The 19,332-nt window shown below is 34.1% G+C and carries 15 protein-coding genes; 5 read left to right on the forward strand and 10 right to left on the reverse strand.

Annotated elements, in window-relative coordinates; genetic code table 11:
* Positions 1-2 precede the first annotated feature (2 nt).
* Positions 3-767, forward strand: coding sequence for a hypothetical protein (locus OD917_RS03210; protein ID WP_263522469.1), 765 nt, complete (start codon positions 3-5; stop codon positions 765-767).
* Between the two features lie 14 nt (positions 768-781).
* On the opposite strand, the gene OD917_RS03215 is transcribed toward OD917_RS03210, so the two are convergent.
* Positions 782-2,059, reverse strand: coding sequence for a replication-associated recombination protein A (locus OD917_RS03215; protein WP_263522105.1), 1,278 nt, complete (start codon positions 2,057-2,059; stop codon positions 782-784).
* A 174-nt stretch (positions 2,060-2,233) separates the two neighbouring features.
* On the opposite strand from OD917_RS03215, the gene OD917_RS03220 reads away from it, so the two are divergent.
* Both OD917_RS03220 and OD917_RS03225 read left to right on the forward strand, forming a co-directional pair.
* On the forward strand, positions 2,234-2,992 hold the full coding sequence (locus OD917_RS03220; RefSeq protein ID WP_263522106.1) for a rhomboid family intramembrane serine protease: 759 nt from the start codon (positions 2,234-2,236) through the stop codon (positions 2,990-2,992).
* Between the two features lie 63 nt (positions 2,993-3,055).
* Entirely contained in the window at positions 3,056-3,562 is a 507-nt protein-coding gene (locus OD917_RS03225) for a hypothetical protein (RefSeq protein WP_263522107.1), read from the forward strand.
* Between the two features lies 1 nt (position 3,563).
* On the opposite strand, the gene OD917_RS03230 is transcribed toward OD917_RS03225, so the two are convergent.
* The 9 genes from OD917_RS03230 to OD917_RS03270 form a co-directional block, all read right to left on the reverse strand.
* Positions 3,564-4,367: a DUF2490 domain-containing protein gene (locus OD917_RS03230; RefSeq protein WP_263522108.1), complete on the reverse strand. Its 804-nt coding sequence runs from the start codon at positions 4,365-4,367 to the stop codon at positions 3,564-3,566.
* 48 nt (positions 4,368-4,415) lie between these two features.
* Entirely contained in the window at positions 4,416-5,150 is a 735-nt protein-coding gene (gene rlmB, locus OD917_RS03235; RefSeq protein ID WP_263522109.1) for a 23S rRNA (guanosine(2251)-2'-O)-methyltransferase RlmB, read from the reverse strand.
* Between the two features lie 84 nt (positions 5,151-5,234).
* Positions 5,235-5,768: a lipid-binding protein gene (locus OD917_RS03240; protein ID WP_263522110.1), complete on the reverse strand. Its 534-nt coding sequence runs from the start codon at positions 5,766-5,768 to the stop codon at positions 5,235-5,237.
* 10 nt (positions 5,769-5,778) lie between these two features.
* Positions 5,779-6,513 (reverse strand): BT_2262 family domain-containing protein, encoded by a 735-nt coding sequence (locus OD917_RS03245; RefSeq protein WP_263522111.1) that lies wholly within the window; start codon positions 6,511-6,513, stop codon positions 5,779-5,781.
* A 13-nt stretch (positions 6,514-6,526) separates the two neighbouring features.
* Positions 6,527-7,957: a SusD/RagB family nutrient-binding outer membrane lipoprotein gene (locus tag OD917_RS03250; protein WP_263522112.1), complete on the reverse strand. Its 1,431-nt coding sequence runs from the start codon at positions 7,955-7,957 to the stop codon at positions 6,527-6,529.
* A gap of 16 nt (positions 7,958-7,973) precedes the next feature.
* The gene (locus OD917_RS03255) at positions 7,974-11,159 is read right to left on the reverse strand and encodes a SusC/RagA family TonB-linked outer membrane protein (protein WP_263522113.1); all 3,186 of its coding nucleotides are present in this window, start codon (positions 11,157-11,159) and stop codon (positions 7,974-7,976) included.
* Positions 11,160-11,724: 565 nt separating this feature from the next.
* Positions 11,725-13,185: a SusD/RagB family nutrient-binding outer membrane lipoprotein gene (locus tag OD917_RS03260; RefSeq protein WP_263522114.1), complete on the reverse strand. Its 1,461-nt coding sequence runs from the start codon at positions 13,183-13,185 to the stop codon at positions 11,725-11,727.
* Between the two features lie 12 nt (positions 13,186-13,197).
* Positions 13,198-16,476, reverse strand: coding sequence for a SusC/RagA family TonB-linked outer membrane protein (locus tag OD917_RS03265; protein WP_263522115.1), 3,279 nt, complete (start codon positions 16,474-16,476; stop codon positions 13,198-13,200).
* A gap of 88 nt (positions 16,477-16,564) precedes the next feature.
* Positions 16,565-18,265, reverse strand: coding sequence for a hypothetical protein (locus tag OD917_RS03270; protein ID WP_263522116.1), 1,701 nt, complete (start codon positions 18,263-18,265; stop codon positions 16,565-16,567).
* A 182-nt stretch (positions 18,266-18,447) separates the two neighbouring features.
* Here OD917_RS03270 and rpsL point away from each other — a divergent pair, with 182 nt between their 5' ends.
* Positions 18,448-18,831, forward strand: a complete 384-nt coding sequence (rpsL, locus tag OD917_RS03275; RefSeq protein WP_007136570.1) for a 30S ribosomal protein S12 — start codon at positions 18,448-18,450, stop codon at positions 18,829-18,831.
* A 24-nt stretch (positions 18,832-18,855) separates the two neighbouring features.
* Positions 18,856-19,332, forward strand: a complete 477-nt coding sequence (gene rpsG / locus OD917_RS03280; protein WP_026727879.1) for a 30S ribosomal protein S7 — start codon at positions 18,856-18,858, stop codon at positions 19,330-19,332.

Here is a 19,332-nt window from a genome sequence, read left to right on the forward strand (position 1 = left end):
TGATGAAGATTAAAATTTTACTTACTGCACTTTTATGCTCATTTATTGGATTTGCACAGTCTGTTAATGATTACAAAGCTGTAATTGTACCTTTAAGATATGATTTTACAAAAACAGATAATCAATATCGCATGGCTACATTAAGCAAATCAAATTTATTAAAAGCAGGTTTTGAAGCTTTTTATACAAATGAGCAACTTCCTGAAGGATATACAGATCGTTGTCAGGTTTTGTATATTGATGTAATTAAAGATAGTGCATTTTTGACAACTAAACTTATTGTGCAGTTCAAAGACTGTTTTGGACAGGTTGTTTATACATCTGAAGTTGGAAAAAGTAAAGAAAAAGATTATGAAGTAGCTTACAGAGAAGCGTTAGATAATGCTTTTAAGTCAGTTTATGCTTTGCATTATAAATATAGTGGCAAAGAAGTAGCAACTTCAAGAACGCCAGTTGCTGCAAAAGCGGCTGTTGCAACAAGTGCTGCAACTACTGTAGCTGCAACTCAAGCTGTTTCAGTTACTCCTTCTCCAGATTTAAAAGATCCAAACTTGTTATATGCACAGCCAACAGAATCTGGATATCAGTTAATCGATAAAACACCAAAAGTAGTTATGAAACTTTTCAAAACTTCTCAAAGTAATGTTTTCATCGCTTCAAAAGATAATGTTCAAGGCTCTTTAATCTTAAAAGAAGATGGTCAATGGTATTTTGAATCTTATCAGAATGATAAATTAGTTTCAGAAAAAATTGTAGTTAAATTCTAAAGACAAAATACGGTTTAATAACCGTATTTATCTTTCCAACGGTTCTTTAAAAATTCGCGATTGCTATTCTCTCGAGAATTGCTTCCCGGATTATAAAGAACCGTTTCTTTTATAGCGTCTGGTAAGAATTCTTGTTCGGCAAAATTATTAGCATAATCATGCGAATATTTATATTCATCTCCATATCCTAATTCCTTCATTAATTTAGTTGGAGCATTTCGCAAATGAAGTGGAACAGGTAAGTCTCCAGTTTGTTTTACCAATTGCTGCGCATTACCAATTGCCATATAAGAAGCATTGCTTTTTGGCGATGTAGCCAAATAAATTGCACATTGACTTAAAATGATACGGCTTTCTGGATATCCGATCGTAGTAACAGCTTGAAATGTGTTATTTGCCATTATAAAAGCTGTCGGATTAGCATTTCCAATATCTTCACTTGACAAAATAAGCATTCTTCTGGCAATAAATTTCACATCTTCACCTCCTTCAATCATTCTTGCCAGCCAATAAACCGCACCGTTGGGATCGCTGCCACGAATTGATTTTATAAATGCCGAAATAATATCATAATGCTGTTCGCCGGTTTTATCATACAAGACAGTGTTTTGCTGTACTAGCTCCAAAACACGATCGTTCGTTATAGTGATTTCGTCACCCGAAGAAGCATTAATGACAAGTTCGAAAACATTAAGCAGTTTTCTACCATCACCACCCGAAATACGTAGCAAAGCTTCAGTTTCTTTAAGATTTATCTTTTTTGTCAATAAATAGGCATCAGTTTTCATTGCGCGTTCTAAAAGGGCCTCTAAATCGGCTTTTGTAAAAGCGTTTAAGATATAAACTTGACAACGTGACAATAATGCAGGAATAACCTCGAAACTCGGATTTTCTGTCGTAGCACCAACCAAGGTAATCCATCCTTTTTCTACAGCAGCCAAAAGTGAGTCCTGTTGTGATTTACTAAATCTATGTATCTCGTCAATAAATAGAATAGGATTTTTGGCGGTAAAAAGTCCACCACTTTGTTTTGCTTTATCGATAACATCGCGAATATCTTTCACTCCAGAATTGATGGCACTTAATATATAAAAAGGTCTTTTTGATTCTTGGGCAATGATTTGTGCCAATGTTGTTTTTCCGGTGCCAGGAGGTCCCCAAAAGATCAACGAAGGAATTATTCCTTTTGAAATTTGTTGTGTTAACGAACCGTTTGGTCCAACCAAATGCTGCTGGCTGATATAATCTTCTAATTTTTGCGGACGAATGCGCTCTGCTAATGGTGCTTCCATTTTACAAAATTACTATTTTAAGATTTAAATTTAATTTATTGAAAGTTAAAACAGCTTGCATATTGAAGGATTGTTCTAATTTGAGACAATTTAATGTTTTCTGATATGACAAATTATCAGTAAAATATTTTTGGATAGTTTTTTGAGTTCTCCTAAATGTTATTTTGTAAAAATATGGGCGATAGTAATTTTAAGTTTTCAAATTCGGTTATAGGACTTCCATTGTTTTTTGTCCTTTTTTTATGGATTGTCTATTGGCTACAGATCCGTTTTGATTTTGATTTTTACCGTTACGGAATTTATCCAAGAGATTTTCTATGCTTGCAAGGTGTTTTATTCAGCCCGTTCATTCATGAAAATTTAGATCATTTATACAATAATAGTATTCCATTATTAATCCTGTTGGCAGCGATGCAATATTTTTATCCAAAACAAACATTTGGCGTTATTGTATACGGAATAATATTTTCAGGATTAATTACTTGGTTAGTTGGAAGAGAGAATTTTCATATCGGCGCTAGCGGATTAATTTATGTTTTGGTAAGTTTCATTTTCTTTAAAGGAATTCAAACCAAATATTACAGATTGGTGGCTTTATCTTTGACTGTAATTTTGCTTTATGGTGGAATGATATGGTATGTTTTTCCAGATGTTGATCAATCTATTTCTTGGGAAGGGCATTTAGCAGGTCTTATTACGGGTTTTGTTCTTACATTGTTTTATAAAGCACCCGAATATGCAAAACCAATTGTTTACGATTGGCAGCGACCAGATTTTGATCCAAGCAATGATCCTTTTATGAAGCATTTTGATGAAAATGGAGATTTTATAAATATATCTAATGAAGAGGAGGAACAAATGGATTATTTCTCTTCAAGCCATCGAGTAAATTATATTATTACTAAGACTACAGAATCAGATAGTGAAAACTAAAACAGCGATTTCTTTAGAGAAAAAGAGTAAATTTGTTAGTGTAACAAATTAATTTTTAGCATTATGGAGAAAATAAAACTTTTAGTTTTGTTCTTGTGTTTTATTTTTAATACAAAAGGTATTGCGCAATGTGAAATCAAAAATAGGGTACAGGCAGATGGAAGTATGATATATTACTTTGAGCCTACTGTATTTTATACAACAAAATCAAAATCGCTTAAAATTAATATTGTTACTGACAAAGAGAATTATTTTGTTGCATTACAGCCAACTCCGTTTCCCGAAAAGAAAGTTGGAAAAAAAATCAAAGACGATTTAATAATCCATCTCGCAGATAATAAAACCTATAAATTAGTACATTACGACACACAATATAGACGTAATGATTCTATTATGCAGGTTCTTTATTTGATAGATAATAAAGATCTTGATGCGTTTTCAAATTATGAAGCGGTTAGTGCAGAAATTAATATGCAGGGCACAGAATTTATGAGAAGCTATAATTTTAAGCTTCATAAAAATGCTATAATCGAGCAGCTTAAATGCTTTTTAAAGAAAGAAGAAGATTAAACTATTCTTCGTCTTTTGCTTCAGGATGTTTTTTGGCTTCGATTTTCTTTTTAAGGTTTCGAATTAGGTTATTGAAAGTTACGGTAAGCGAGGCAGCATTAGTTGTTTGATTTCCATTGTTACGTGGAAGATATTCGTTACAATAGGTTAATTCAACCTGAAGGTCATCTGAAAATAAATAACCAGCTCCAATATTTAAACGATTCCGATCAAAGAAACTTTCACCCGTGACTTTTGTTCCAGATTTGAAATAAAGCTCATCTGAAGCAATTGCATATACAACGCCACTTCTTAATATTTTACTATTGATAGGTTGTATATATTTAATTTGCTGGCGATATCGAAAAACGTTTTCATAATCATCATCTTGATTTCTCATATGGCGGAATTCAGTACGCATTCTTGTGCTTAGAGTATATCCTGTTTTATGAAAATAGTATATGCCTTGAAGGGCAAAACGTGTTTCGGGAGATTCAAACTGACCTATTTCGGGTACATCTCTATTATTAAAATAAGCAATAAAAGCAGAGAATTTCCATCTTGGAGAAAAGTAGTAATGTCCCCATCCTCTTATAGATCTCTGTATAGTATTTTCGAATAAGTTTGGCGAAGATTCGGTACTGCTGTAAGCTGAGGCAAAATCTATTTCAGTGGCCCATTTTTTACTCAAGGTCTGGTTAAACTGAATTTCATTCCAAAACTGATTATATGTAGTATTTTGTCCGTAGCTGTTTGCAATTAATAAAATTACAAACAGGCATCGGAAAAGTATAATTTTTAGTTTTGAATTAGATTTTGAAAGCATTAATTAAAGGTATTTAATTATTCATTCGCATCTGAAATCTGAATTTTTTTAGCTTCTTTGTCGAACAGCTTCATACAGAAAAGCGCCGCAGGCAACCGAAACGTTTAATGATCCAATTGTACCAAACATTGGCAGCTTAGCTTTTTCATCTACTATTTTTAAAACTGAAGGATTGATTCCTCGATCTTCAGAACCCATAATAATCGCTACTGGTTCTGATAATGATACATCATATATGTTTTGGTCTGTTTTTTCAGTTGCAGCTACTGTTTTAATCCCAGAGCCTTGTAAATAGAAAATAGCATCTTTGATGTGTTCAACTTTGGAGATAGGGACATTAAAAACAGCTCCAGCCGAAGTTTTAACCGTGTCTCCATTCACAGGTGCTGAACCTGCTTTTTGTATGATGATTCCATTTACACCTGTACATTCTGCGGTTCTAATAATAGCACCAAAATTTCTTGCGTCAGAGATTTGATCTAATATTAAGAAAAGAGGTTTTTTGCCAGACTCGATTGTTGATTCAACAAGATGTTCTAAATCAATGAAGCCAATAGGAGAGATAGTTGCTACAGCTCCTTGGTGATTATTTGGAGTAAGACGATTTAGTTTTTCAACAGGAACATAAGAGAAGTTAACGTTTGCGCGTTTCATTACCTTCATTAAGTCTTTCATAAGTTCACCAGAAATATCTTTCTGGATGAATACTTTGTCTACTTCTTTTCCTGCCTGAATTGCTTCTATGATGGCTCTAATGCCAAATATTTGATGTTCTTTTTCCATTGGACAAATATAGGTAATATGTTTATATAAAAAAACCACCCCAAATGAATGGGGTGGTTTAAATAATAATTCTTTATAGAAATATTAATGTTCGTCTTCTATGAAACCAGTTCTTCTATAACCTTTAATTTCATAAATAGTTCCTGGATCATCTGAAAATTCAGCTTTAAAAGAGATACCGTCAACAGTATGGCCTCCAGTAGTTGTAGCTCCTTTTGGAGTGACTTTCCCTTCTGTAATGTTTACATTAACGTCATATGTTTCGATAACATCTTCTGTGTCAGGATCATCGTCAACTACGCTACTTGCTAAATTACTTCCTGCGAATGATGATGAACTTAAGGTAATTGGCGTTTTAACTTTAAAATTCCAAATATGACCTTCATCATCAAGCCAAATTTCTTTTCCATCATTTGCTGATGTATTGTAAGTAGAAATAAGAGCATAATCTGCTACCACTGTTCCATTAACTAATGTTTGGACATACCATTCTCCAGACATTGATTCAGTTGATGTTCCTCCTGGATCAGTGTCTCCAACTTCGTCACAAGCTACAAATGACGTAAGTACAAGCATTGCTGCAAGTACACGTGTTATGTTTAGTTTTATATTTTTCATTTTCTATAATTTAAATTTGAACTTTTTTCAGTACTACGTCAAAAGTGTAACCTGAAGACCATACTGTAGAGAATTTTACTGTTTGAGCAGCTGGGTCAGCAGTTAAACCTGACATAACGCAACCACCTCCGAAAGTACCAACTGTAAAAGTACTGATTGTATAATTGTTGTTTGGAATGCTGTTAGCAGTAACAATTACCGGACGTGCTAAATAACCGTCACCGTAATTTCTACCAACTGCGTAGTAAAGACCAATACCATCAGAAATTTCGTAAGTACCATTAGCGTTTTGCCAAATTTGTACATATTTCATGTTAGTGTATTGAGCAGTTAGAGAACCATTTCTAGTTGTAGTTGCTGTGTAAAGACCAGAAATACTATTAACTAAATCTCCATCGTCTACTACGTTTACAGTTCTAACAATTGTACCAGAAAAACCATCTTTGTTACTAGCAGAATAAGTAATTCTGTAAGTATCAGCAACATTAGTGTCTAATGTTTTTCCTCCTCTATAAGCTCCAACTACAGTTGAAGTAGCTGTGATTGGAGTAGTTCCTTCCAATGCAACTACACCAGGATCAGTAAAAGGTTCACCTTTTTTGATGTTTATTACATCTGAGCCATTAAGTTCAAGGGTTGGGTAAACAGTAACTCTTGATACTCCACCAGTTGAGTCGGCATCACAAGAAGTAAGTAGCAAAGCGCTAACTACTACTGTCATTATGTTTAAAAATATCTTTTTCATTGTTTATTTTTTATTAGTTAGCATCCCACCAAACTGGCTCAGTAATAGCTTTTAAAGCTGGAGCATTTGGATTTCTTGATTTTACGTTGTTAGGTAAAACAACTCTTTTTGGGAATTTACCTCCTGTAACATTCTCTACAGATACAGAGAATTGACCAGGAATATAAGACTCGCTTGATTGTGCTACAGTAGATACTTTAGGGTATCCTGTTCTGCTTTGCTCGAAGAATGATTCGTAACCGTTTCCAGGGAAACTAGCGATCCATTTTTGAGTAATAACAGCTTCAACTTGAGCAGCAGTTCCTGTTGCAGGGAATTCATAAGCTCCACCAGCAGCTAATAAAGCAGCAGCAGTTGTTCCGCCCCATCTTGTAATAGAAGCAGTAACACCAGCATCATATTTAGCTTTTGCACCAGTTCCACCATAGTATCTTGAAAGAGCTTCAGCTTGTAAGAAATAGCTCTCTTCTTTGCTAATGAAAAATACTGGAGTTGTTGGGCTTAATGTTACTAATGAAAGTCCAGTCGCAGTGTTTTCAAAATCACCTTGGTTATTTGGATTTCCAGCTCCGTAATATTTACCTAAACGTGGGTCAGCATTATCTTGTAAGTAAGAGTATAAAGTTTTACTTGCTCTAAGGTTAAGAGTAGTATTTAACTGTCTTCTGTCAGACTCATATAAAGGGTTACTTCTATCAGCAGCATCTTCAAATTGAGTCATAGCAGCATCAACATCTAAGAATGCAGCACCTGAGTTAATTAAAGTTGTAATTCCAGATTGAGCTAAAGAAGGATCAACTTCAGTTAATCTCAAGTGTAATTTTAATAACAAAGTGTTAGCATATTTTGTCCAGCTTGTCATGTTCCCAGCGAAAATAAAATCGTCAGCAGCAGGAGCATCACCTTTAGAAGCGCTTAAGTCTTTAGATAAAGCTAATTTCAAATCAGCAATCATTAAGTCATAAACTTCTTTTTGAGTGTTGAATTTAGGCTGTAAAATGTTTACATTGTTAGCTTCAGTGTAAGGAATTGCATCATACAAATCTGTTAAAACTTGAGATCCTTGAACTTCAAGTGTAGTTGCAATTAAGTAATAATTCCAGTTTCCTTCAGCTAGTGCTTGCGCTTTTACAACTCTAATGTCGTTTAAAGCATCATACATTGCTGTATAACCTGCTTGGTAATCGTTTGTTCCAATACTGTATGAATCAACGTCTTTGTATTGATTTGAAGTATTGTTTTGTGTCCAAAATTGTGACCAAAATCCACCGATAATGGCGTAGTATGATCCTTGAGCACCAGCTAGACCTGCAATACCAGCAGGAAGAATGGTACTGTTTGCTTGTCCAGGAGGCAATGCATCTGGATCTCTATTAATGTCAAATGTTTCATCACATGACACTAATAAGAAAAGAGCTGTAATTAATGTTACTATCTTTTTCATTTTTTCTATATTTTTTTTAGAATGATAATTTTAAAACTCCACCAACTGATCTTTGTGATGGGTTAGTACCGAACTCTCCAAAATCAGAACCTACACCTGTTCCGTAAGTACCAGTCTCAGGATCTGTATAAGGATTCTCTCCTGGAGTCCACATAAACAAGTTTCTTGCGTAAACTCCTAAAGTGATTTTGTTTAATCCCATGTTTTTGCTAAGTGCAGAAGGGAAATCGTAGTTTAAATTTATCTCTCTTAATCTTACAAATGTTTTGTCAATTACGTGAGTTCTTTCAATACCAGGATTGTTAGAAGTATTGTAGAATGTTGTTACTTTATCCCAAGCAATTGGAGTAGTGTTTTCTGTATAAGTTACAGCACCAGTTGTAGCATCTATATGCTCATTAACTGAGTTAGGAACAATAAATGGATTTCTGTCGTTGTAAGTAGTTTCAATACCATTACCTACGAAGTGAGAAAGTCTCTTAGTGTAAGAGTAGAATTCACCTCCTTGTTTCCAGTCCATTGATAAACCTAAGTTAAAGTTTTTGTATTTGAAGTTGTTTTGTAATCCCATTACGAAATCTCTTTGAGAGTTTCCGATTTTTTGGATATCATCACTTACTTCATACATACCAGTTGTAGGGTTTACAATATATTGTCCAGCAGCATTTGTTTTTGGAACTTGAGAAAAGAATGTACCAAGAGGCTCTCCTTTTGCAGCAGAATAAGTAACGCCGTAAGCTGTTGCTACGTCGATTCTGTCAAATCCATCAGCTAATTTAGTAACCTCACTCATGTTTTTAGTGAAAGTGTAAGTTAAGTTCCAAGTAAAGTCTTTGTTTTTAATTGGACTAGCACTAATAGAAAGCTCGATACCTTTATTTACTAATTCAGCAGCATTAATAAATTTTGAAGTATAACCAGTAGATGGATCTAATGGTAAAGCAACAATCAAATCAGAAGTTGTTTTGTGATATAAAGCGATATCATAGCTAATTCTGTTTTTGAAGAAAGATCCCTCAGCACCAACTTCATATTCTTTAGTTGTTTCTGGTTTTAAATCAGCATTTCCTAGTCTTGCAGCAGCTTCGTAGAAACTGATTCCTCCAATTGGAGATGCAATAATACCAAAATTAGCAGCAGCAGATCCAGGAACATAAGAGTTCTCAGTTACATAAGCTTGTGTATCGTTTGCAATTTTAGAACCTGCAGCTCTTAGTTTTAAGAATGTGTCTCCGTTATCAATTACGATAGCACCAAGAGATAATGCTGGGTAAAAATATGCATTGTTTCCAATTGGTAAAGTTGAAGTAACATCTTCTCTACCTGTAATTGTAGCAAAATATCTGTTTTTGAAAGCAAACTCGGCAGAAGCATAAACAGCTCCTGTTTTTCTCAAAGAGTTACTTTGAGTAATTGTTGGTCTAACAGCTGAGTTAGAAAGTTCGTAGTATCCAGGGATACCTAAGTTAGTAATTGTATTGAACAATTGATCAGACTCTCTTTTGTTGTAGTTGAAACCACCTAAAAGGTTTAAAGTCCAATCTTCACTTAAATTTGTATTGTAGTTTAAGTTAAAGAATGTATCAAATTCGCTGAATTCTGATCTTCCTTCTGTAACCCCCCCAACAACTTTGTTAGCTCCAGCAACAGCTTGTGGAGTACCTGGAAGATAATCTACAATTGCTCCGTAGCTTTTTTGTCTTTCAGTTCTAAGGTTACCACCAATTTGCCAAGTAGCTGTTAATTTATCAGTTATTTTATAGCTTAAATTAACGTTTCCAAAAATATTACTTCCGTAGATTTTTGTGCTATTCTCATTGATTGAGAAATAAGGATTAGTTGCGTAAGGTGTAAAATAGTAATCTGGAGTATTGAAGATATTGTTTTTGTAATCTCTTAAATCTACAACGCTAATATCTCTTGGGATTTGTAATAAATCTTGTTGTAAAGTAGATCCTTGTCCAGCATCATCACCTTGTCCAGTGTTAACAACACTTTGATCTTTGTAAACATAGTTTAATGCAGTTCTCAAAGTGAATTTTTTTCCTTTTAAACCACCATTGAAACCAACAGATTGTTTTTTGTATAAATCAGTGTCAGTAGGAACAACCCCATCACTGTTTACATTAGAAAATACTAAAGAGAAATCAGATGTGTCTCCACCACCGCTTAAGTTTACAGATTGTGTAGATAAAATACCAGTGTCGTAGAAATCTCTAACGTTATCATTTAATCCAACATAAGGCTTAATTTGTTGAGTTCCATTGTACACAGTTCCCCAAGGTCTAACCTCTCCATTGAATGCAGGTCCCCAAGAACCATTTTCGTTACTGTATGTGTTAGTTCCAGAGTATCCAGCTCCGTTCCATCCTTGTCCAAATTGGTTTTGTAAGTGTGGAACTCTAGCAACTTCACTAAATTCAGTTGAAGCTAACATGTCAACTTTAATTCCTGTGTTTGCTTTACCTTTTTTAGTTGTAATGATGATTACACCACCACCAGCTCTAGATCCATATAACGCAGATGCAGCAGCTCCTTTAAGAACTGTCATACTTTCAATGTTATTTGGGTCAAGATCTGTAATACCATTTCCTGAATCGTAAGATCTTGTAGAAGATGTTGATCCACTGTAGCTATTGTTAATTGGCGTTCCATCAACAACATAAAGTGGTCCACCTGGTTGAGTAATTGTGTTGAAACCACGAATTACAACTTTAGTAGAAGCTCCTGGTTGAGATGGAGCAGTAATATCAACTCCGGCAATTTTACCAGAAAGAGTTTCAAATGGGTTTGTGTTGACTACTTGAGTAAGTGCATCTGCTTTTAAAGTTGTAGTTGCATAACCAAGAGCTTTTTTCTCTCTTTTGATACCGAAAGCTGTTACAACTACGCCTTCAAGTTCTTGAGCTCCTGCATCTGCTAATTTTACATTTACAGTAGAAGAACTTGCTGCTACTTCTTGAGTTTTCATCCCAATGTAGCTAAATACCAAAATTTGGCTTGGTGATACTTTGATCGAGAATTTACCATCAAAGTCAGTTTGTGTTCCTGTTTTAGTTCCTTTAACTAATACACTAACACCCGGTAAAGGCATTCCTGCATTATCAGAAACTGTACCAGAAACAGCTCTTTCTTGCGCAAAAGAAAGTTGCGCGACTAGTACTAATAACAGTACTAAGAATCCATTGAACTTTAGTTTCATTTTTAAATATTTTGAATTAGTCCGACAAAAATCTTAATAATTTGTTAATCTACCTAATATAAAAAGCTTTTTTTTTAGTTAAATAATGATTTTGAGGTGAGTTTTTGCTGTTTTATCGATTAAAACAGGCTTAAAATTACAAAAGCGTAATTTTTAGTGTTAAATTTGATAATAATTAAAAATTTTGTCAACCGCTTAAATGTTAAATTTATAGACGAAGGGTATTTAAATGTTTTTTTTATAACTTTTATCTTAAAAAAACGTCTGGATTAACTGCTGAAATTTGTTAAAAAATCGTGAACCTTTAATATTCAGCGTTAATAGATATGTGAAAATTTTATGTTTTGATATGTCTTCGAAAACAAAAAGAAAGAGTTTTGTCTATTATATAGATTAAAAATAATGTTTCCTTTTGGATTGTTTTAAGAGTTTTTTGTTTTGCGATTTTCTTATATTTTTAATGGAATTAAGTTTAATGTAAAATTATGGTTAATAGTTTTTTTAAAATAAAAAAGCGGTCGCATGATATTTTGCAACCGCTTTTTATTTATTGTAATATTATAAGTTAGAATTTATCCCAAAACAACTTAGTTTCTGCAGCGTCGCCACCAATTGCGGCACTTGCTTCTGTATAACTTGCTTTATTTAATGATTGCTCTATAATTGGATAAGTATAGCGCATTGGAAAACCTGATACGGCATCAGGCGGTGCAAGTAAAACAGGAAAGTCTAATCTTCTGTAGAATGACCAGCCCTCAAATGAATTGTTATAAAAAGCGATCCAGCTTTGAGTTCCTATTTTTTGTTTCCATGTTCCTTCAGCAGTTGTGTAAGCAACATCAGGATTCGCTAAGTAAGTTGTAGCATCAGCTTCTGTACCTCCCCAGTCTAAAATGGAAGCGGTTATTGCTGCATTATAATGTGCTTCTGCATCTGAAGGAGTTCCATATAAAGATCTTTCAGCAGCTTCAGCCAATAGAAATTCAGCTTCAGCATAGTCTAAGATTGTTCCTGGAAAGTCTGGAGCCTGAATCGTTGGCGTAATATGTGTTTTTTGTGCGAATGAATTGCTCGCGCCATTTTCTCCTCCAATATATTCGATTTCTGGTGTCGATGGATCATCCATATTGTCGTCAAAGTATTTTGAACGTCTTGGGTCACTCAAATTGTTCATCATATCTATTATAGTGCTCGTTGGAACAAAATCAGAACGACCGCTCGCAACAAGATCTACATATAATGGATTGGTGTTTGGTGTAGCTGTAAGATACTTTAAATCTGCATTGTCAAGATTTGATGAGAATACAAATGGAGCTGCACTTGATACAGTCGCTTGTGCCAATGCACTTTCGGTAGGGATATCGGAAATGGTTATACCCATTCTTAATTTTAGAGTATTTGCAAACTTAATCCATTTTGTTATATCTCCACCATATATTCTGTCATTGTCTCCAAAGCTTTTACCGCCAGTATCTAATTTGGCTATTGCATTGTTTAATCGCGAGATTAAATCTTTGTAAATTGTTAAGCCGTCATCGTACTTTGGTGTTTTGTAGTTAAGGTTTATAGCTTGAGAATATGGAACATTCCCGAATGTCTCAACTAATATAGCATAGGTGTAAACGTTTAAAACTTCTATGATTGCAAGTTTGTTTTGTTTGTCTAAAGGGTTTTCTGTTAGGCCAAGGGGTGTATTGGTAATGTTTTTGGCACTTTGATCTAAGTCCTTTAGTACGTCTTTATACAAGAATTGCCAGTGTTGTTCTGGGATTGTTCTTGTAACTAAGTCGTAATTACTTTCGTCTGTGTAAACTGTCTCTGTGAAATATTGATTAATTAATCTAATAATGTTATTGTTGACATTTGTGTTTGTCATTTGATCAACCAAACTTTTTTGGGCACTTGTAAACAAAGCTTCTCCCGGTACATTTGATGGATCTTTTACGTTCACATTTAATTTTTCTATATCATCAGAGCAGGACGAAAATGTTACTGCGGTTAGTATGATTATAAATATCTTTTTCATGATTTCTTGATTTTAAAATTGGATTTTAATGTTGAAGCTAATGTCTCTTGTAGATGGTAAAGATCCTGTTGAGTAGCCTTGTAAGTTACCAGCTCCTAATCCTGATTCAGGATCTGCATCTGGTAAGTTTTTGTGTATAATCCAAAGATTTGTTCCAACAACGCTAAAAGTCATTCCGTTCATGAATGTGTTTTTTAATACCTTTTCTGGTAAAGAATATGTAATTGCTGTTTGTCTTAGTTTGATATAGCTCGCATCATATACAAATGCTTCATCTGGCAAACCTCTTCTGTACCCTTGAGCTCCAAAACGGCTTGCTTCAATTCTGGTAGTATTTACTGAGCCATCAGGGTTTACTCCTGGATTTATAAATCCTCCACTATCAGATCCAGAAGTCAAAGGGTTTCTGATAGGGTTTCCTAATTCATTTAAATAAGCTGTGTCATCTGGCAGACCTGTTGCTAAACCATAATAACGGTCTAGTGAGAATATCTGTCCGCCTTTTTGCATATCTATTAAGAATTCAAAAGAGAAGTTTTTATAAGTGAATTTGTTGTTTAAACCTCCTGTGTAATCTGGATTTGCATTTCCAATTGCATTATCTGATGTTGAAGTTTTTATATATTGACCATTACTTGGGTCAACAACTCGCTGTCCGTTTAAGTAAGTGTATTTTGTACCATATATTACACCATATGGCTGTCCGATAGCGGCATTTATTGTTACACCTCCTTGAAAAGATCCTAATTGTAAATTATCGATACCATCTAATAGGTCTAATACTTTGTTGCGATTTCTGGCAAAGTTTAAATTTACTTCCCACGAAAAACTATCTGTTTTTATCGGAGTACCATTTAAACTTATTTCAATTCCTTTGTTTTCAATTTCTCCAGCATTAATCAATTCGTATAAATATCCAGTAGAAGCAGTAAGCCTTAATGGGATTATCTGGTCAATCGAATTAGATTTGTAGTATGAGAAATCAAAGCCTAATCTTTTTTTGAAGAAAGAAAGTTCTAAACCTGCTTCGTAGCTTTTTGTGCGTTCTGGTTTTAGGTTCGGATTGTTCTTAGTGTCTTTTACTGATGCTGATGCTGCTCCAAATGCTGTGTTAACTGCATAAGTGTCTAGGACTCTGTCAAAACCGGGGCTGTTTCCAACTTCAGCATAGTTAAGTCTTACTTTTCCAAAGGATAGCCAGTCTGCCTTTACGAATTTAGAGAATACAAAACTGGTAGAAACAGAAGGGTAGTAGTAAGAACTATTTGCTTCGGGAAGAGTCGAAGAGTGGTCTCTTCTGATTGTTCCTTCAAGGAATAAATAATCTTCATATCCGAAAGATGCGCTTCCGTAAAGACCATCCACGCCTATAGCTTCATCTCTTTCAATAGGTGCTAATAATGGACTTACAGTATTTTGTAAGGAATATAATTTTGGTATAGCAAGTCCGCCGTTTGTTGCTGCGAATATTGAATTGTAGTAACTTCTTCTAATGTTGACTCCGACAACACCTTTTAAGTTTAACTTTTCTGTGATGTCTGTGTTGTAGTTCAACATGAAGTCATAGTTGTATTCGCTGAAGCCAATGTTTTTTCTTGAGTAGCCTGATGATGCTGGGCTTCTGTTAAGAGAGCCATCGCCACCTCCAGTTCCAATTCCGAAATTAGATGGTACACTTCCAATAGCTCTTCTTTCTTCTTGTAGTTCGTCATACGTGTCAACGGAAACTCGGCCAAAAGCATCTAACCAACTTGCGATTTTATAGTTTAAAGAAACATTTCCAATAAACCTGCTTCTGCTATCTGATTCGTAATTTTCATAGCGTTGAAAATAAGGGTTATCCCAAAATATTGGAGTCGGATTAGTGTATGAGTTAGGATTCCATGTTACATTTCTTCCAGTAAGTTGATAAGCTTGTTTTAGGCCTTGTATGTCAACGTTAGTTTGCCACCATTGTCTGAAATTTCCAGCGATGTTATCATTGTATCCTGTGCTGTTTCTACCAATTGTATTCGTTTTTGTAAAATTTCCATATCCCGCTACGGTTAATTTGTCGTTGATCAGGGTAGACGCGTTCAATGTGAAAGTGTTTCTCTTTAAACTACTGTTTGGCATTAAACCAGTTTGGTCAAGATTATTGGCTCCTAATCTTAGATAGCCATTTTCTAAGCCTTTGTCTATTGAGAAGGAATTGGTAAGAGCTACTGGTTTTTCAAAAAAAGTAATTGGACCATTTTTTGCAGCTACCCAAGGTGTAGCTTTCATGTAATTTGGTGATTCAGGGTAAAATGCATCCCATTGATAAACCATTAAATTTGGATCGAAAGCTTGACCATACGAAGCGTCTTCAGTTAATGGAGTTACATTATCTAAAATTCCATCTCCATTTATATCAATATGATCTAAATACGAATCTTCGTCTGGACCATAATAAGGTCCATATCCACCACCATATTGTTTTTGATATTTTATGAAAGTGCTTTTGTCGATAGAACCAATTGTTACACCTGAATTAACAGTAATGGAGAAACCTTTTGCTTTTTTGTTTCCTTTTTTTGTTGTTATAACAACAACTCCATTAGCGGCTCTTGATCCATAAAGTGCGCTTGCGGCAGAGCCTTTAAGGACGTTGATGGATTCGATGTCTTCAGGATTAATGTCTGATGCGGCGCTTCCGTAGTCATAACCAGCTCCTGATTGTTCCTGATCTCTAGTGTTTGAATTGTTGTTGCTTACTGGAACCCCATCAATAACAAATAAAGCTTGATTGTTTCCTGTTAGAGAAGAATTTCCTCTAATTACGATATTGGTGGAGCCTCCAAAATTTGTTGTTCTTTTTACTTGTACTCCAGAAACTTTTCCTGATATCGCATTTACAAAGTTGTCGCTTTTAACTGCGGCAAGGTTTTCTCCTTTAACTTCTTGAGTTGCATAACCAAGAGATTTTTTCTCTCTTGATAATCCTAAAGCTGTAACTACAACTCCTTCGAGTTGTTGTGCATCGCTTGATAGTTTAGCATTAACTTTTGTTGAGCTAGCTGGGAATTCCTGGGATTTCATTCCAATGTAGCTAAAAACTAAAACTTGACTTGGTGTTGCTTTGATAGAATATTTTCCATCAAAATCGGTTTGCGTTCCAGTTTTTGTTCCTTTTACTAGTACACTTACACCTGGTAAAGGCATATTTGCATCATCAGTAACAATTCCTGAAACAGTTCTTTCTTGCGCAAAGGTTAGTTGCGCGATTAGTGCTAGTAAAAGCACTAAGAATCTGTTAAACTTTGGTTTCATATTTGGTAAATATTTTGAATTAGTTATGTAATATTCGTAATTACTTACTAAAATTCCTAATATTTTGTTAACAGATTTTTGGAATAGCCTAAAATTTAACATTATAACAGATTGTAAGGATGCTGTTATAAAATTTTATTTCGGTTTGATTTGTGCTTCCATTGGCTATAATTATCTTTAATAAGCCATTTTTTGTTAGTAGTCCTAAACCTACGCCAGCACTGATTAAACTGTTGAATTTTTCGCTATTTTTTATTGAAGTTTGATCTTGGTAAATTCCATAATCAAGTATAGTATGTATGTATAAATTTGAACTAAGTAAATATCTGTATTCGGTAATAAATAGATTTGCAATATTTCCTTGTAAGCTATTTTCTGAGAAACCTCGAATTGAATTTAATCCTCCAAATCTGAAAAGTTCATTTGTTATATAATTATCGCTTTTTAAATATAAGATTTGGGGGTTGATGTAGATAAAGTTTTTTTTGTTTAATTCGAAATTGTAAGATAGATTTAGGTTGGCATAAAATTGATTCGTTGCTGCTGCGGTTTCGTCTGTGTTGTTTGTGGTTCTTTTTCCATAACCTAATAATAGATTTGCATATGATTTTCTTGGAAGCAAATAATTAGAGACGTTGTTTTTTTTGTATTCTAAAGTAGAGGTAAGATATGAGTTTTTGAAATCGCTGAGTGTTGTGCTGTTAGTATTCTGAATGTCACTTGATTCTGTTGATTGGTACCCGATATACACTTTAGAATTGTAGTTTAAATAGTATCCTAAATCTATTGCGGTCTTTGTGTTTTGAAATGTACTGTCCTGTTTAAAGATATTTAGTTGGGCTTTTATTCCTAATGCGGTTTTAAAAATATAAGGAACTTCAAGTCTTGTGTTGAATGTTGTCTGTTTATTGCCATCACTTTTCCAGTATAATGAAAATTGTTCACCTGCATGAAGAGTGTTTATTAAAGAAATATCTAAATATCCGTTAAGTTGTATTTTTTTGCTATCATCATTTGAAAATCCAATATAGCCATCAAAAGTGTTTGCTTTTCTTTTGTCAAGATAAGCGTAGACTTTTGTCGAGTCTTTGGTGAATAAGATTTCTGGATATTTGGTTTGAGAAATAAACTCAAAACTATTAATATCGTCAGAAAGTTTTTTAACAGTTTCTTGGTTGAAGGTGTTATTGAGGTATTTTCTGTTTAATTGTTTTAATGCTCCTTTAGGAAAATAATCTTTCAAAGAAGGATTGGTGTAATTTACAATAATTGAGTTGAGTGTTCTTTTTTTTTCGGAATCAAAATTTAAGTCAGCGTAAATTATAGAGTTCTTTTTTTTGATATTTTCCAGTTTGATTTTTGAAAATGCAAAACCGGCTTTTTCCTTGTCTGATATTTCTTGGGTTAAAAAATTTTCAAGTTCTGAGTAGGGAATAATTATGCTGTCTTTTGATGTTTTTTTTGAATCGTACAAGAGGCTATTTGTACCTATATATATATGTAGTTCTTTTATCTTATTTTTTAAGTCTATTATAGCTGTATAGGTGCTGTCATTTACCTTCTTGTTTTCTAGTGTTTTGGAATCTATGTAGCCTTGTTTTGTTAGTTTGTTTAAAGTTTCGGAAATTTCGTTGTTGAGAGATTTTATGTTAACATGTTTTCTGATGTAAGGAATGGAATCGATTGTTGAGTTTTGTTGTTTGTTAATTCCATTTATATTTAGATAAAAAGATTGCGCAAAACAATTTGTTGATAGAAGTAAAATGAGTATGTAATGTAATTGTTTCAAAAGCAATTGTTTTGTTAGTTAAATGTAAAGCAAATATCTAATGTTTCTTTGTGAAATCATAGATATAAATAATGTTGTTGAAAATTAATGATTTAACGTTTGTATAGTGAAAAATATTTTATACATTTGCAACCCCGTAAAAAGCGGGAATTTAATAAACATAATAATTTTTAGTATTAATTATGCCAACAATTCAACAATTAGTAAGAACAGGAAGAACTCAGATCACTAAGAAGAGTAAATCGGTTGCTTTAGATTCTTGTCCTCAAAGAAGAGGGGTTTGTACGCGTGTTTACACTACTACACCAAAAAAACCAAACTCTGCAATGCGTAAAGTTGCGCGTGTACGTTTGACAAATGGTAATGAGGTGAATGCTTACATCCCAGGAGAAGGACACAATCTACAAGAGCACTCGATAGTATTAGTGCGAGGTGGAAGGGTAAAAGATTTACCAGGTGTTAGATATCACATCGTTCGTGGAGCGCTTGATACGTCAGGTGTTGCAGGAAGAACGCAAAGAAGATCTAAGTACGGTGCTAAACGCCCAAAAGAAGCAAAAAAGTAATTTAAAAACTTTTAAGAAAAAGACATGAGAAAAAGAGCGGCAAAGAAAAGACCACTTTTACCGGATCCAAGGTTTAATGACCAATTAGTAACACGTTTTGTGAACAACTTAATGTGGGATGGTAAGAAATCTACAGCTTTTAAAGTATTTTATGATGCTATTGATATCATCGAGACTAAAAAGCAAAACGATGAGAAGACTTCATTAGAGATCTGGAAAGATGCTTTAACAAACGTTATGCCTCACGTAGAAGTACGTAGCCGTAGAGTTGGTGGAGCTACATTCCAAATCCCAATGCAAATTCGTCCAGACAGAAAAATTTCTATGGCAATGAAGTGGTTGATACTTTATTCTAGAAGAAGAAATGAAAAATCTATGGCACAACGTTTAGCGTCAGAGTGTTTAGCTGCTGCTAAAGAAGAAGGTGCTGCGGTTAAGAAAAGAATGGATACTCACAAAATGGCAGAAGCTAACAAAGCATTCTCTCACTTTAGATTTTAA

Origin of the sequence: Flavobacterium sp. SH_e, assembly GCF_025717045.1 — a bacterium.
Classification (GTDB): Bacteria; Bacteroidota; Bacteroidia; order Flavobacteriales; family Flavobacteriaceae; genus Flavobacterium.